The following is a 14265-nucleotide window of genomic DNA, read 5'->3' as shown; positions in this document are numbered from 1 at the left end:
GCAGCGGTTCCGTTAGGCAAGGTAAGAGAGCGCGTTGTAAATGGTGCGGGCTTTATCTTCGATCCGCCGGCGACCGTGCATCACCCGGCTGTTGTCGATCAGCACGATGTCGCCGTGCTGCCAGCCGACATCGTCGGTAAAGCGATCGCAAACCGTGTCCGCTTCCGCCAACAGATCCCGCGGGATCTCGCTGCCGTCGGCGAAGGTGATCTGCGGCTTTTCATAGTTATTGGACGGCCCGAAGATGCTGTTGGCGAAGTTGTTCACTTCGCGCAGATTGATGCGGCTGGCGCGGATTGCCGGCGTCTGGAAGCGATAGCGGATCGCCCCATCGTCATCCAGAGTAATCTGGGTGCCCGCAGCCCCCTCGGTCAGCGCCAGCAGATGGGCCAGAGTGGTTTCCTCGAGGCTGGCCGGGGCATTGGCCTGCGTCGCCAAGGCATGAAAGGCATAGGTTTTCCATTTGCTTTCCTCCACCCGCCGCGAATAGGCGATGTCCTGTGCGGCGAACGCCGCCCGCGCGTCGGCGCTCAGATGCTGATACACCAGCTTGCCGTCACACACCGTGGTCTGAGAACCTTGCGCCGGTGCCAGCTGGCAATAGAACCAGCAAAGATCCGGCCAGAACGGGCTGTTGCCGTTTTCACAGTGCAACCCCACCTTGTCGTAACCGGCGTCAACCTTTTGCGCGGTATCGCCGTCAAAGCTGCGGGCCGGATCGAGACTGATGCGCCCGCTAGTTTGACGAACCAGACGGGAAAACTCGCCGATGCCATGCTGGAATCCTCGCAGCACGGCATAGCCATGGTCATGCAGCGTAGACAGCAGGTATGCCGGCGTCAGGTCGGTGACCTTCCCCTCGTTCAGCGAGGTGACAATCAGACCGCTATGGTCGGTATGGGTAGTTTCACGAATAGTCATGCGGTGGCAGCCTCATATTGAGCCAGGAAGGTGGCGACGGCGTTGCGACGCGGACGCCCGGTAACGGTAAACAGCTGCGCCATAACCTCGGCGCCGTGGGGGATCAACAGCGGTTCGGCAATGCGCTCAATGTCATTGAGATGTTCATGGGCGAATGCCGCGATGGCCTGGCGGATCGCCGGTGCCTGCGCCAGACTCGCCACCACGAAAATACCGCCAAGGAACTGCTGCCGGTCGCCATACACGATGACCTGCAATACGCCCGGCACCCGGCGGTAGGCGGATTCCAGCCATTCGGGCGAAATGTTGCGGCCGTTGGCGGTAATGATGATGGTTTTTTTGCGACCGATGATAGTGACGTACCCGTCGGCATCCTGCTGCGCCAGATCGCCGGTGTGTAACCAACCCTGCTCATCTACCGCGCAGCTGCTGGGATCTTCGTTTGAATAGCCGGCAAACAGCGAGCTACTGCGCAAACAGAGTTCGCCGTCGTCGGCAATCCGCACCTCCACGTGCGCCAGCGGTTTCCCTACCGTGCCAATACGGTTGGCATCGCGAGAATTCCAGGTGGCCACCGAGCTGTTTTCACTCAGGCCATAGCCCTGATAGACCGGGATGCCCAGCGTATCCAGCGTCAGCAGCACTTCGCGGGTTACCGGCGCACCGCCGGCGGCCAGCAGCGGTACCGTGTCACGGCCAAACAGCGCCGTCGGCAAACTGGCAACCTCAGCATGCGCCAATGCGCGCTCGGCCAGAGCTTCCACCAGCGCCGGGGTCAGCGTCAGCGCCGACGGACAAGCCTGACGGACGATCTCCAGCCGTTCCGCCGCGGTAACGCCGGGGCTGCCCAGCGGTGGCATATCGCCTGGCGGCATCACCACCGCGCCGCCGGAGGTCAGCGGCATATACAGCGCCGTCACCTGTTCAATCAGCAAACTGAGCGGCACCAGATTCAGATAGCGCCGGTAGTCGTCACCACGGGCACGCTGCCACAATGCCGACACCAGCGCATCCAGGCCGTGCCGGCGGATCTGCACGCCCTTTGGCTGCGAGGTGGTTCCCGAGGTGTGGATCACTTTGATGATGGCGTCACTATCGGCGCAGACCACGGTCGGCGGCAGCGGCAAGTCCGGCGACGCACCGAGCTGCTGCGCAACCGCCACGATGTCACCGGCCAGCTGCAAACCGCCCTCCTGCCACTGGGCAAGGCGTTGCGCGCCGATAGTATCCGTCAGCACCAGTTCACAATTGCCGAGCAGCCATCTGGCCTGCTCGGCAGAGAATGCCAACGGCACCGGCACTTCAATCCGTTCGGCCAGCAACAACGCCATATCGGCCAGTACCCACTCTGGGGTGTTGCCCATTACCATGCCGATCTGCGCGCCCTGCCCGCTACGTTGCCGTAGGCTGGCCGCCAGACGGTGCGCCTGGTGCATCAACGAGCCGTAGCTATACAGCGTTTGCTCCCGGTAGCCGCCGTCATCGGCGTTGTGCAACTGGATCACCGCAGGCGCGTGAGGGGTGTTTTCCGCCTGAGCGAGAATGGCAGCAAGGATATTCATGCCGCCACCTGTGCCGTCGTCAGCGCAAAGCGCGCCAGATTTTCAAACTCGGAAAACACCAGTCGGCCGCAGAAATGATTGAACAGATGGCCGCACTGTTCCAGCAGGATAATGCCGGTTTGCGGCGCCTGATCGTAGTAACTCCCCCAGGCGCTACGCTCCTGCGCCGAGAGGCGGTCGGCAGAGGCGTCTGCCAGCCTGGCAAACGGAATCTGGTGGTAGGCCAGCAACTTGCGCAGACGGCGCGTCGAGGTGCACAAAATCGCCTTACTGCCCATAAACCAGGCAATGATCGGCATCAGGCGAATCAGATCGGCGGCGGCGGCGGGATTATCCGAGGCCAGCGCGCCGATCTCCAGCACCTGATGCTGCGCCAGCACGTGGCCGGTCTGCTGCCATACCGCCTGCTCCAGCGGTAAATCAAGATAACGTTCAGAAAACAGACGTTGGCCGGGCGTGGCGAAGGATATGCCGGTGCAGGCAACCAATTGTTCGCTGACCTTGTCCTTGCTGGCGATGATGATGTCGGGATTGGGTTGGATGGTGGCTTGATAGTTGTTGTGATAAATATTGGCAATATATTGCCGGGCCTGTTCCGCCGTATCATCACAGCGACGGATGATATCTAACTGCGTCGAAAATACATCAATATGCTGTTGTTTGTGCAGAAAGCTACTCATTTCACGGTTGCCTCGGAGTCGGGTGTTATCCGCGTGAAATGTTAAATGATGGTTATGTGTCGAGGAATGTTTTGTAAAGACAAGCAACCGAACGAAACGGACAAATTCCGCTTTTTATGTGAATTAGCCCGCATTGTTTGGATAGAAATCCAGAAATAATTTGACAGCATACCAACCTGTAACTTTTCCCCGATACGGCTGAAGGCGCTGCTCCGCCACAGCCGCGTCGACATCCGGGTTGGGGAACCACAGCCGACGCTACAGGTTACTTTCCCACCACCAACTCACTTTCCACATCGCGTTGGGTAATGCGCACCAGCAATGCGCCGAACAACGCCAGATCGATCAATAGCGCGAAAGAGAAACAGCGCCCTTCCAGACCGCCGACGGCCTGTTTGATCGCCAACACCAGCACGCAGGACAGCAGTGCGAGCAGGCCATATACCAGCAACCGTACCTGCCCAGACCGAGAGCGCACGCTGCCCTGGTGCAGCGCCGCGCCGACCATGCCTTGCCCCACGCCGCTGATCGCCACTGCCGGCAGTAGCGCCAGCCAATCACGCTGGGCATGCAGCGCCAGCACCACGAGCAACAGGCCGGCGGCGGCGATCAGGAAACCGTGCATAATACCCGCCAATTGCCCGGCATGGCGCCAGCGGGCGGTGCCGATACCGACGGCAGCGGCCAGCATCAAGGTTAACAACGACGCCAGGCCGTACAGCAGCCCACGGCTGCCATACAGCGTCACCAGCAACAGCGCTTCGGCCGCCAAACCGCTATAAAAGATGCCGCCGGCAATCAACCGGGGTTGCTGCGTTGCCTGGCAACCTGCGGATTGAGAAGATAAACGCATAATGACTCCTGCGATGCAATCGAGATAAGATGAAATAAACTAACTTGCTCTGTTCGGATGTCTTTAGGGTATCTTTGTTACAATCAGCAAATCAAAGTCATTGATTTCATCCATAGATGAGAAAAACTCAGCATGAGAAAACCACGTTTACCGCCGCTGGGGGCGCTACGCGCGTTTCACGCCGTTGCCGACTGTCTGAGCTTCAAACGGGCAGCCGACCAGCTCGGCGTGAGCGCCACCGCCGTTAGCCATCAGATACGGCTGTTGGAAACCTCGCTGGCGTGCCGGGTGTGCGAGCGCAGCGCCCAGGGCGTCAGCCTGACCGCAGCGGGTAAGACCTTGTACACCGGCACACAGCGCGCCTTTGCCGCGCTGGAAGAAGCCACCGCACAAATTGCCCATGCCAATCAGCCGCCGGCGCTCACCGTTACCACCACCTCAAATTTCCTCACCCACTGGCTGGTACCGCGTCTGGCTGATTTTAAGGCGCAGTTTCCGCAGATTGATCTGCGCCTGCACACCAGCGTTGAACGTGTAGATTTGACCCAGCACACGGTGGACGCCGCCATTCGCTACCGTGAAACGCCAGAGGCCGACTTGCCCTGCACGCTGCTGCATGAAGACCGCTTTATTCTGGTCGCCAGCCCGACGCTGGGTATCAGGCAGCTCGACGATCTGCGCTCGGTGACGCTGTTTCACGTCGAGCAGCGCCATGTTCCCGCCGATGCGCCAGACTGGTCACATTGGCAACGGCTCTACGGGCCGCCGGATCTGAATATTAACGCCGGGCTGCGCTTTAGCGATGAAACCCACGCGCTACAGGCGGCGGTGGCCGGGCAAGGGGTGGTGATCGCCAGCCAGCTGTTGGCACAGGATCAGCTGCAACGCGGCGTATTGGTCGCGCCGTTTGCATGCTCGCTACCCGGCGCGCGCTATTACTGGGTCACCGGCGAGGATCGCGCCGAACGGGAGGATGTGGTTGCGTTGCGGGAGTGGCTGTTGCGACAAATGGCGTCAGCATAACCGGCCTGGCAGCATCCGCTAACCGCCACCGGAGGTAAAACCGGCGGCCGGTTCAACTCTTAGCCCAAAAAAAACCGCCCAGTAGCAACTGAGCGGGCTTTTGCAGGTGGTTCATCAGGCTATTTGCAGCAAATCCTTGACGAAAGCCACGATCTCGGGCTTTTTGCCGTGCTCGAACAGGCAACGCTGGAAGCGCTCGCCACCCACCGCCGTCTTGACCAGTTCAGGATCGATGGCGCGCAGCGTAGCAAGATAGTCGTCTTTCATCACCGCGCGTTTTACCTGATTCAGAATACCGGCGTTACGCACCTGTGGCTCTTTACGCTCGACCGGATACCCTTCGCCCTTGCGGCCGGTGAAGGCTTTTTCAAAGATATAACGCACGTTGAGCTCCGCGCCCCAGCCAAAGCCTTTGGCAAACGGCAGCGACAGCGCATTGCCGTTGTTGATCTGGGCAAACAGAAAGGCGTCAGCCGGATCGATGCAGTAACCGCACACCACGCCGGGGTGGATATTCAACGACATCAAGGCCCCCTGCCCGGTGCCACAGCCGGTGACGACAAAGTCCACCGCTTCGGCATTCAACAGAATGCTGGCCATAATGCCCAGATGAATGTAGGTCAAATGGTGATCCTGTTCGTCACTCATGCCCACGTTGAACACCGCATCCTGATTGTCAGCGGCAACGGCCTGCAGTTGTTCCAGCACCAGCGCATTTTTGCCGGCCTGGCTGTTTTCCATCATCAGCGCAATATTCATGGTTTCCTCTCTCTAAAATCGATGGGTGTCATGCAGGGTTAACGGGCTAACCAGCCGCCATCCACTGCCAGGGTAAAACCGTTGATGTAATCGGAAGCGGGTGATGCCAAGAACACCACCGGCCCCATCAAATCTTGCGGCAGCCCCCAGCGCCCCGCTGGAATACGCTCCAGGATCGCTGCGCTGCGCGCTTCGTCGTCACGCAGCTGTTGCGTGTTGTTGGTGGCCATATAGCCCGGCGCCAGCGCGTTGACGTTGATGCCGTGGCTGGCCCATTCGTTGGCCAGCAGACGCGTTACCCCCATCACCGCACTTTTTGACGCGGTATAGGAAGGCACGCGAATGCCGCCCTGATAAGACAGCATAGACGCAATATTGATGATTTTGCCGCCGCGCCCCTGAGCAATAAACTGGCGTGCTACCGCCTGCGACAGGAAGAACACCGTTTTGATGTTCAGGTTCATCACCTCATCCCAGTCTTTTTCGCTGAATTCCAGCGCATCCTGACGGCGGATGATGCCGGCATTGTTGACCAGAATATCGATATGGCCGAACTCGGCCAGCGCACGCTCCAACAACGCAGGCAGCACCTCCAGTGAACCAAGATCGGCCTGCAGGCTGAGAAAACGGCGGCCCAGCTCGGTCACTTTGGCGATGGTTTCCTGCGGCTCAACCAGGTTGATACCGACGATATCGCAACCCGCCTGCGCCAGCCCGATCGCCATGCCCTGTCCCAGACCGGTATCACACCCGGTCACGATCGCCACCTTACCCTGCAATGCAAAATTATCGAGAATCATACTGTTTCCTTTGTGCTCAAGGCGCCTGCGCCTGTGTCGAAGAGGGATGCGCGGCTCACCACCCGTACTGCCGCCGTTGCTACCCACGGCGACGCGCTCAACGCCGCCGAACCGTGATGATGAAGAAAGTCTATCGTTTATGCTGACGCTGATCAACAAAATCAAAACATAGTTTTATTTTAAATAAAACCAAAGACCATAGAGCGATGACCATCGTGATTAAAAACTGTATTGCACTCCGACCCGCAGTCGGGTTTGCCGCTCATCGCTGGTCTTGCTGACGCTGACGTTGCCCACCTCGGCATACGGCGCCCAATGTGCGTCATAGCTCCACTGCGTTTTAAAATTGTATTCATAATCCCATTTCTTATTGTCAAAGCGGATCTGGTCGCTGTGTTTGTAAATATAGTTATATTCAAAACGCCAGTTCTGATAACGGTAACCAAGCCAAAACTCGCCGCGATTGGTTTTAACATCGTTTTTGTCCGCTTCATTCTCGCGGGTATATTCATAGCGATAGCGTCCATTGAGATAAATACCGTTATCAAAGGTATAACCGCTGGTGAAATACGGTTTGTAAATACTCTTGTCGTCAGTTGATTCCAAGGTAAAACCGGGTTGAATAAACCATTGCGGATTCAGTTTGTATTGGTAACTGATGGTGCTTTCCGTGCCGTTGCTGACCATATTGTTGAATGCTTTGTTGCTGTTGTCGCCGCCGGATTTCCATTTTGCCTCCAGCGAAAACCCGACGCCGTTGGCGAAGCGATGGGACACCAGCGCGCGGTCTTTGTGCGCCTTACTGTCGTCAAACCATTCATGCCGCACATCGAGGGTAACTGCCGAAGCCTGAACTGAAGCCAGCAGCAGGCCGCAGATCAATAAAGTCTGTTTTTTCATTACTGGATCCCCAAAGATATTGAAATAATATTTTTTAAATAAACAGCGCCAATCAACTTACTGAAGCTGACAACTATTTAATCTCTGCCAGCATAAAGCGATTGTCATCGGCAATATTACCGTTCAGCACATCCGGGTATTTCCCCGGTTTACTGCGTAACGAAACGTTACCCTTGAATATGCCCTGCCTGTCTGGCGTACTATAGGGGCCGGGGCGGAAAATATAGTTAAAACGCCGATTATCGATGGCGACATTATTATTGAGCCGTAACTGGCCTGGATTAAAGTTATCGCTAAAGCCGTCCATGCCATTTTCCATCGCCAGACTGTTGCTGACCTGATGAGCCACTGGTAAACCTTCGCCGCCCAGCTTGAAGCCGTTATTGGTATTGCGCAGCGCAATGCTGTTTTCGATGGTTACCCGGCCATTGGGGCCATCCTCGATCTTGTTAAACAGATCGAAACCATCGTCGATGTTATCGTGAGCAAAGCAGGCCACCAGGCGATTCCCTTCGCCAACCCGCATTTTTACCGCAAAACCATCGGCGTTGATCATGCCGGGATCCTGGTTGGCATAGGACTGTGAATTCGAAATCAGATTATGGCTGGCCCATAAGGCGCGGCCAATGCCTTCAGGCGAGGCGATCCAGATGCCGCTATCGTCGGCGTGATGCACCACCACCCGATCAATGTGGTTATGGCTGCCGGCAATATTGAAACTCTTGCCGGTCACGCTAATCCCCTGTATATCCCAGTAGCTGGCCTGCAAATTGATGCCGTGGAAGACCGCATGATGCCCCAGCGGCCGCAATTTCTTGGCCTGTTGAGGCGTACCGCTGGCGGTCGCCGGTATGGTGATCTGCGGATAATCGCCATCTGCCAGCCATAAAACACCGCCGGGAGCCAGCGCCAGCGCCGCGCTGGCGAAGTCCAGCGGCTTTTGCCGACTGCCGTCGTTGCTGGCGCTGCCATGCGGTGAAACATACAGGTTGACCGCATCGGCATAAGTCTTTTTATCCACCACCAGGCTATCGCTGACGTTGTGACCGCTGCGCGTGACAAAATGGTAGTTCAACCGCGTGGACATCGACGTTAACGCCAGGCGCAGAGACAGCATCTCCCCGGCTTGCAATCCGTGTTGGGTCGCTACCAGTTTACCGTCCTGACTGAGTGTCAGTACCCCGTCTTCATTACTGCGCATCTGGAACAGGTAGTCGTCACCGGCGCTCACCGGCGCGGAGGCAATTTCGATACGCGTCGGTATGCGTGCCGCCACCCACGGTTTGGCCGGTGCCGGCCGTGCGTCGCTGAGCGTCAATCGGGCCTGATGCACCGTAATACGCGCATTGCGAGCGGCAAAAAAGCCCACGTAGTAGCCTTGTGCATCCTGCACCGTAACACGTTGTGCATCGTCGACCGTCTGGCTAACCCAATTGTCGCTACCATATGGCGCATAGGCGGCGACAAAGCCGTCATTGGTGCGCTGCAACCGTAGCCGCAGCCGCGGCGTTTTGGCCAGGTCGATCGCCGGTTGGTAACCCTGACGGCGGATTTTCACACCGGCGTTGCCCCAGGACTGGGTGACGCCATGACGATCAATCAGCATCATTTGCACCCGCTTATTATCGGTTTTGTCCTGCGTGATGATGGCGTTCATCACCATGTTGGAGGCCGCCGGGAACTCTTCATAACCCGGTTGCACTCGCGTCAGTCGCGGCTTACCGATAATATCGCGCATCAATAGGCCTGCCCCCTCCTGTCCGGCCGGCAATGCGCCCGTTTCCGGACCGAACTGATCGACGGTAATGTCCGCCTCGAGCAATGCGTTACTCTGAGCCGGCACATAGGTGTAGTAATAGGTCAACCCATCGTGGCTGTTACCTATCTTGCCACCACGACTTTCGATGCTGAACGGCATTCGCAGCACACCGGCGGCGAATGGATGCCCGTGAGCATCGGTTACCTGATTAGTGCCGACTTTTTTCGGCAGTACGTTAGTGGCGAAATTGACGTCGCTAGACTGACCAAAGGTGATTGCCTGCCAGACCACCTCCTTTGCCGCCGCTGACGTGACAACGGCGCTCTGGCCGAGCAGGACCGCCGTCAGGCAGAACCTGCGAAACACGCTATTCATCGTACTTTCCTTTAGGCGATAGCCGTCCTCCCCCAAAGGGGCGAGGACGTTTCAGATCGGGTTTAACGAAGGATCAGCTCTGGGAGGCCGCTGCCGGATTGGCCACGCTGGCTTCAGGAATGATGTTCATTTTCTGACAGATTTTGCTGTTACCCCAGCATTGTTCATACGGCAGACCAACCAGCTTTTCGATCACCGCCCGCGCTTCTGGAGTAATATCAGCCAATTGACCGCCGGCTTTGATGCGTGCGACTTCGTCCAGCACCACGCGGTGGGTTTGGCGGTTAAGCGTCATTTGGCTGCTGAATAGAATCGCCACCAGCGCCAGGATCACCACGCCGGCAAAGAATACCCAGGAGATCGCCACGATCGCCGTCTCCGGCTGAGTATGCGATTTGGACTGGAAGCCGTAATAACTGAGGATCGCCCCCATGGTAAACACGATGATAGAACGCACAATCTTGCCGGAAAAGGTCATCGCGCCGGCGTAAATCCCCTCGCGACGGCGACCGGTAAACACTTCGTCCACGTCGGCCAGGAAGGTATACACCGTCCACGGGATGTAATACACCCCGCCGGTGCCGAGACCGAACAGCACGGTAATCCCTATAATCGCTATAGTGGCGATATGCGTTGGCAGATCGAAGAAATGCAGCAATGAATAGCAGCCTACGGAAAATATCACGATACCGAGCGCCCAGCTGTAGGGTTTGCTGAAGCCTTTTTTCACGCATAGGCCAATAAATACCGCAGTGGAAAACAGCTGCAGCATGGCGTTCAGGCTGTTCAACCCCGCCAGAATAGCCGGATCGTACTGCAGGACGAAAATCACGTAATAGGTGAAGACCGAGGCGAATAGCCATTCGGCGCCAAAGCCGAACAGATACATGCCCAGATGCTTGCGGAATACGCGCAGGTAAAAGGTCGACTGCATGTCACGCGCCAGCGAAACCAGCGTTTTCATCAGCGAACGTTTGGCCGGTGCCACGGCGAGGCCGTCGTCCTTACGCTCCCAGGAATAGCGATACAACATGCCAACGGCAATAAATAGAATCAGGCCATAGGTGATGCCGGTATACAGAAACGGTTGAGCCGACTCTTTGCCATACAACAGAATGAATTGCCCCGGAATAAAGGCCGCCAGGAAGTTGGCCATCTTGCCGAAAATCGCCTTGTAACCGGTCAGTTTGGAGCGTACGGCAAAATCGTCGGTCATTTCGGTGGCCAGGGTTTCGTAAGGCACCATCACCGAGGTGTAGATCAATTCAAAAATGACGTAGGTCGACAGGTAATACCAAAAGCCGAAGCCCTCCACCCATAGCAGCGGGTAGAACAGCATCAGCGGCGCGCCGATCAACACAAAGAATCGCCGCCGGCCGAAGCGCTTGCCAAGCCAGGTATGGCCGAAGTTATCGGTCAGATACCCCATGACCGGGTTGCTTATCGCGTCGATGACGCTGGCCACGGAAAAGATGAACGACGCCTCAAGCAGCGTCAAGCCACAGAAGGTAGTATAAAAATACAATAACCAGGCACCGCTGATCGCCAGCGCCCCGCTGCCAAGCAAATTTCCGCCGCCGTAAGCCAACTGATGCCCCAACGTCACCGACCTGCCCAGAGGTTGCACACCTTTCGTTATCATCAGACTGTTCTCTTTGTATAATTGAACCGGTGTTTCATTTTTATAGGTAGACCGTTTTATACTGACAAGCAACAGGGATTGATGTGATGAATATCACGTAAGGGAATCTGAACAATTTTTTAAATTAATTTTGCGACCTAGGTAACGGTAAACGGTAATTATGAGAACCACATCGCATAAATTAGCCGGCCCGATTGGCGCATTGATTAATTTGGGTATGATTCCAAATCAAAATGAAACATTGTTTCAATTTTGTAGATTTCACCCAATGCCGGGCGCGACGCCGGCAGCACCAAGGAGGCCATTGTGGCGAAAGGTTCTGTCATCAATCTAGATTTTCACTCGTTTACCGATCCTGGCACCGGCGCGCGCGTTACGCGCCTCACCCCGCCGGAGGTGCTATGCCATCGCAATTACTTCTATCAAAAGTGCTTTACCCAGGATGGCCGCCAACTGCTGTTCGCGGCTGAATTTGACGGCCATCGCAACTATTACCTGCTGGACCGGCAGCAACGGCAGGCGGTGCAGCTGACAGAAGGCGCCGGTGACAATACCTTTGGCGGCTTTTTATCGCCGGATGACCGCTTTTTGTATTACGTTAAAAACGAACGGGAGCTGCGGCGGGTGACGCTGAGCACGCAGGAGGAAAGCACCGTGTACCGCGTACCGGAGGAATGGGTCGGTTACGGCACCTGGGTGGCTAACAGCGAATGCACCAGCCTGGTGGGCATAGAAATCGATCGCCGCGACTGGATGCCGCTGACCGACTGGCAGGTGTTCCATACCTTCTTTACTAAAAAACCACGTTGTCGCCTGCTGCGCGTCGATCTTCACAGCGGCAAAGCCACGGTTATCCACCAAGCCGCCACCTGGCTCGGGCATCCAATTTACCGTCCCAATGACGATAGCTGCGTGGCGTTCTGCCATGAAGGGCCGCACGATCGGGTCGACGCCCGCATGTGGTTGATTAATGAAGACGGCAGCCAACTGCGCAAAGTGAAAACCCATGCCGAAGGTGAAAGCTGCACGCACGAATTCTGGGTACCGGACGGCTCGGCGCTGATGTACGTTTCCTATATGAAAGGCCGCCAGCAGCGTCATATTTGCCGCTTTGACCCGCAAAGCGGCAGCGATGAAGTGCTGATGGAAATGCCGGCCTGCTCACACCTGATGAGCAACCATGACGGCAGTCTGCTGGTCGGTGATGGTTCTGGTACCCCGGTCGATGTACAGGATGCGCAGGGCTATAGCATTCAAAACGATCCGTGGCTGTACGTGTTCGATGCCAAACGTCGCCGTCAGGCGCGGCTGGCGGCGCATAACAGTTCGTGGCGCGTGCTGGACGGCGATCGTCAGGTTACCCATCCGCATCCGTCCTTTACACCCGATGACCGCCAGGTGCTGTTTACCTCGGACGTAGAAGGAAAGCCGGCACTGTACCTGGCCGAGCTGCCGGAACAGCTGTTCGACTGAGCAGGCCGGTACCGCCCGCCGGCGGTTGCATCATCAACCGCCCTGGCGGGCTTTATGACGCGGATATTTTTGCAACCAGCGCCCGCTGATCATCCGCCAGTAGAAGAAAGCGCCACGCACCGCCCAATCCAGGAACATCCCCAGCCAGACGCCGACTACGCCCATTCCCAGCACGATACCGAGGGTGTAGCCGGCCACCACGCGACAACCCCACATGCCGAGCATGGAAACCCACATGGCAAAACGGGCATCGCGCGCTCCTTTCAGGCCGGCCGGTAACACCCACGAAGCGGACCAGATCGGCATAAACAGCGCGTTCAGCCACACCAGCGTCTTGACCACCTCTTTTACATCGTCCTGCTGGGTATAAAACGAGGCAAACAGCCCGGCAAACGGCGCGCTGCCCCAGGCGACCAGCGTCATGAAAATGGTCGATAGCCAGAAAATAAAGCGCAGCTGCCGCTCCGCCTGCCCCACCTGCCCCCTGCCCAGGCGCTTGCCGACGATAATGGTCGACGCCGAGCCCAGCGCGTTGCCCGGCAGGTTAATCAGCGAGGCGATAGAGAAGGCGATAAAGTTACCGGCGATCACGTTGGTGCCCATACCGGCAACAAACATTTGCGTCAGCAGTTTCCCGCCGTTAAACAGCACCGACTCGATGCTGGCGGGAATGCCAATCCCCAGCACTTCCCAAAGGATATTCAGCCTCAGCGGCGTCAGGTAACTGCGCAGCGTAATATGCAGCGCCGGCGTAAAGCCGATCATCAACACGTACAGAATCGCCAGCGCGCCGATGTAACGGGTAATGGTCAGCCCCAATCCGGCGCCAATGAACCCCAGCCCATCCCAGCCCGGAATGCCGTAAATCAGCGCGCTGCTGATAATGATGTTGAGTATGTTCATGCCACCGTTAATCAACAGCGGCAGCTTGGTATTACCCGCGCCGCGCAACGCGCCGCTGCCGATCAGCGCAATCGCCGCCGCCGGGTAACTCCACACCGTGGTTTGCAGGTAGGACAGCGCCAGCGCTTTCACCTCCGGCGTGGCCGCACCGGCGATCACGTCAATGATCTGTTCTCCGGCCAAATGGATGCCAATAGCCAGCACAAACGCCACCAGGGTCATCAGCACCAATGACTGCCGTGCAGCGGCGCGCGCCCGTTGGTGATCCAGTTTGCCCAGGCTGAAGGCCACCACCACCGTGGTACCCAGATCGACCGCGGCGAAGAAAGCAATAATCACCATGTTGAAGCTGTCCGCCAGCCCCACCCCGGCCATCGCTTCCTTGCCGAGCCAACTTACCAGGAAGGTGCTCAGCACCCCCATCAGCAATACGCAAGCATTTTCCAGCAAAATCGGCACCGCCAATGGCGTAATCTCACGCCAAAACAGCACTCGATAGCTGGTTCTTTTGCCATACCAACGCGTACCGGTTACGCGCTGCCGCATGTCATCAAGTAAGTTCAAAATTAGCCCACAGCAAAAAACGAAACCTTGTTTTAAAGGATGTTTGATAAG

General features: G+C 57.1%; 12 protein-coding genes. 2 read left to right on the top strand and 10 right to left on the bottom strand.

Going from position 1 to position 14265, the window contains the following annotated elements:
- Window positions 1–12: 12 nt before the first annotated feature.
- The 4 genes from ACCC84_RS07735 to ACCC84_RS07720 all read right to left on the bottom strand — a co-directional run bounded on the left by ACCC84_RS07735 (window position 13) and on the right by ACCC84_RS07720 (window position 4016).
- Window positions 13–921: a TauD/TfdA family dioxygenase gene (locus tag ACCC84_RS07735; RefSeq protein WP_004960976.1), complete on the bottom strand. Its 909-nt coding sequence runs from the start codon at window positions 919–921 to the stop codon at window positions 13–15.
- Window positions 918–2483, bottom strand: a complete 1566-nt coding sequence (locus ACCC84_RS07730) for an AMP-binding protein (RefSeq protein ID WP_088499741.1) — start codon at window positions 2481–2483, stop codon at window positions 918–920. The genes ACCC84_RS07735 and ACCC84_RS07730 overlap by 4 nt, the downstream gene beginning before the upstream one ends.
- A complete protein-coding gene (locus ACCC84_RS07725) occupies window positions 2480–3163 on the bottom strand; it encodes a thermostable hemolysin (protein WP_004960972.1) in 684 nt (227 codons plus the stop codon). Before ACCC84_RS07725 ends, ACCC84_RS07730 begins: the two co-directional genes overlap by 4 nt.
- A 265-nt stretch (window positions 3164–3428) precedes the next feature.
- On the bottom strand, window positions 3429–4016 hold the full coding sequence (locus ACCC84_RS07720) for a hypothetical protein (protein ID WP_371901710.1): 588 nt from the start codon (window positions 4014–4016) through the stop codon (window positions 3429–3431).
- Between the two features lie 132 nt (window positions 4017–4148).
- On the opposite strand from ACCC84_RS07720, the gene ACCC84_RS07715 reads away from it, so the two are divergent.
- Window positions 4149–5039 carry a LysR substrate-binding domain-containing protein gene (locus ACCC84_RS07715; protein ID WP_004960966.1) on the top strand — a complete coding sequence of 297 codons (891 nt, stop codon included), beginning with the start codon at window positions 4149–4151 and terminating at the stop codon, window positions 5037–5039.
- A 114-nt stretch (window positions 5040–5153) separates the two neighbouring features.
- On the opposite strand, the gene ACCC84_RS07710 is transcribed toward ACCC84_RS07715, so the two are convergent.
- From ACCC84_RS07710 to ACCC84_RS07690, 5 genes are all read right to left on the bottom strand, one after another.
- Entirely contained in the window at window positions 5154–5798 is a 645-nt protein-coding gene (locus tag ACCC84_RS07710; RefSeq protein ID WP_198774016.1) for an RpiB/LacA/LacB family sugar-phosphate isomerase, read from the bottom strand.
- 38 nt (window positions 5799–5836) lie between these two features.
- Window positions 5837–6598: a 2-dehydro-3-deoxy-D-gluconate 5-dehydrogenase KduD gene (gene kduD / locus ACCC84_RS07705; protein ID WP_004960959.1), complete on the bottom strand. Its 762-nt coding sequence runs from the start codon at window positions 6596–6598 to the stop codon at window positions 5837–5839.
- A gap of 219 nt (window positions 6599–6817) precedes the next feature.
- Window positions 6818–7498, bottom strand: coding sequence for an oligogalacturonate-specific porin KdgM family protein (locus tag ACCC84_RS07700; protein WP_004960953.1), 681 nt, complete (start codon window positions 7496–7498; stop codon window positions 6818–6820).
- Window positions 7499–7571: 73 nt separating this feature from the next.
- Entirely contained in the window at window positions 7572–9632 is a 2061-nt protein-coding gene (locus tag ACCC84_RS07695) for a right-handed parallel beta-helix repeat-containing protein (RefSeq protein ID WP_039991915.1), read from the bottom strand.
- A 73-nt stretch (window positions 9633–9705) separates the two neighbouring features.
- Entirely contained in the window at window positions 9706–11274 is a 1569-nt protein-coding gene (locus tag ACCC84_RS07690; protein ID WP_004960949.1) for an MFS transporter, read from the bottom strand.
- Window positions 11275–11580: 306 nt separating this feature from the next.
- Here ACCC84_RS07690 and ACCC84_RS07685 point away from each other — a divergent pair, with 306 nt between their 5' ends.
- Window positions 11581–12747, top strand: coding sequence for an oligogalacturonate lyase family protein (locus ACCC84_RS07685; RefSeq protein ID WP_088499742.1), 1167 nt, complete (start codon window positions 11581–11583; stop codon window positions 12745–12747).
- A gap of 33 nt (window positions 12748–12780) precedes the next feature.
- Here ACCC84_RS07685 and ACCC84_RS07680 read toward each other — a convergent pair whose 3' ends face one another.
- Window positions 12781–14196 (bottom strand): EmmdR/YeeO family multidrug/toxin efflux MATE transporter, encoded by a 1416-nt coding sequence (locus tag ACCC84_RS07680; RefSeq protein WP_371901897.1) that lies wholly within the window; start codon window positions 14194–14196, stop codon window positions 12781–12783.
- Window positions 14197–14265 lie beyond the last annotated feature (69 nt).

This window comes from Serratia odorifera, assembly GCF_041448735.1.
Taxonomy (GTDB): domain Bacteria; phylum Pseudomonadota; class Gammaproteobacteria; order Enterobacterales; family Enterobacteriaceae; genus Serratia_F; species Serratia_F odorifera.
Note: the sequence above shows the minus strand (reverse complement) of the source record. Positions and strands in the feature narration are given on the sequence as shown.

What these genes read in the sequence shown, in the direction of transcription:
- ACCC84_RS07735 (WP_004960976.1), bottom strand. Translation starts at nt 921, where the DNA reads ATGACTATTCGTGAAACTACCCATACCGACCATAGCGGTCTGATTGTC.
- ACCC84_RS07730 (WP_088499741.1), bottom strand. Translation starts at nt 2,483, where the DNA reads ATGAATATCCTTGCTGCCATTCTCGCTCAGGCGGAAAACACCCCTCAC.
- ACCC84_RS07725 (WP_004960972.1), bottom strand. Translation starts at nt 3,163, where the DNA reads ATGAGTAGCTTTCTGCACAAACAACAGCATATTGATGTATTTTCGACG.
- ACCC84_RS07720 (WP_371901710.1), bottom strand. Translation starts at nt 4,016, where the DNA reads ATGCGTTTATCTTCTCAATCCGCAGGTTGCCAGGCAACGCAGCAACCC.
- ACCC84_RS07715 (WP_004960966.1), top strand. Translation starts at nt 4,149, where the DNA reads ATGAGAAAACCACGTTTACCGCCGCTGGGGGCGCTACGCGCGTTTCAC.
- ACCC84_RS07710 (WP_198774016.1), bottom strand. Translation starts at nt 5,798, where the DNA reads ATGAATATTGCGCTGATGATGGAAAACAGCCAGGCCGGCAAAAATGCG.
- kduD (WP_004960959.1), bottom strand. Translation starts at nt 6,598, where the DNA reads ATGATTCTCGATAATTTTGCATTGCAGGGTAAGGTGGCGATCGTGACC.
- ACCC84_RS07700 (WP_004960953.1), bottom strand. Translation starts at nt 7,498, where the DNA reads ATGAAAAAACAGACTTTATTGATCTGCGGCCTGCTGCTGGCTTCAGTT.
- ACCC84_RS07695 (WP_039991915.1), bottom strand. Translation starts at nt 9,632, where the DNA reads ATGAATAGCGTGTTTCGCAGGTTCTGCCTGACGGCGGTCCTGCTCGGC.
- ACCC84_RS07690 (WP_004960949.1), bottom strand. Translation starts at nt 11,274, where the DNA reads ATGATAACGAAAGGTGTGCAACCTCTGGGCAGGTCGGTGACGTTGGGG.
- ACCC84_RS07680 (WP_371901897.1), bottom strand. Translation starts at nt 14,196, where the DNA reads ATGCGGCAGCGCGTAACCGGTACGCGTTGGTATGGCAAAAGAACCAGC.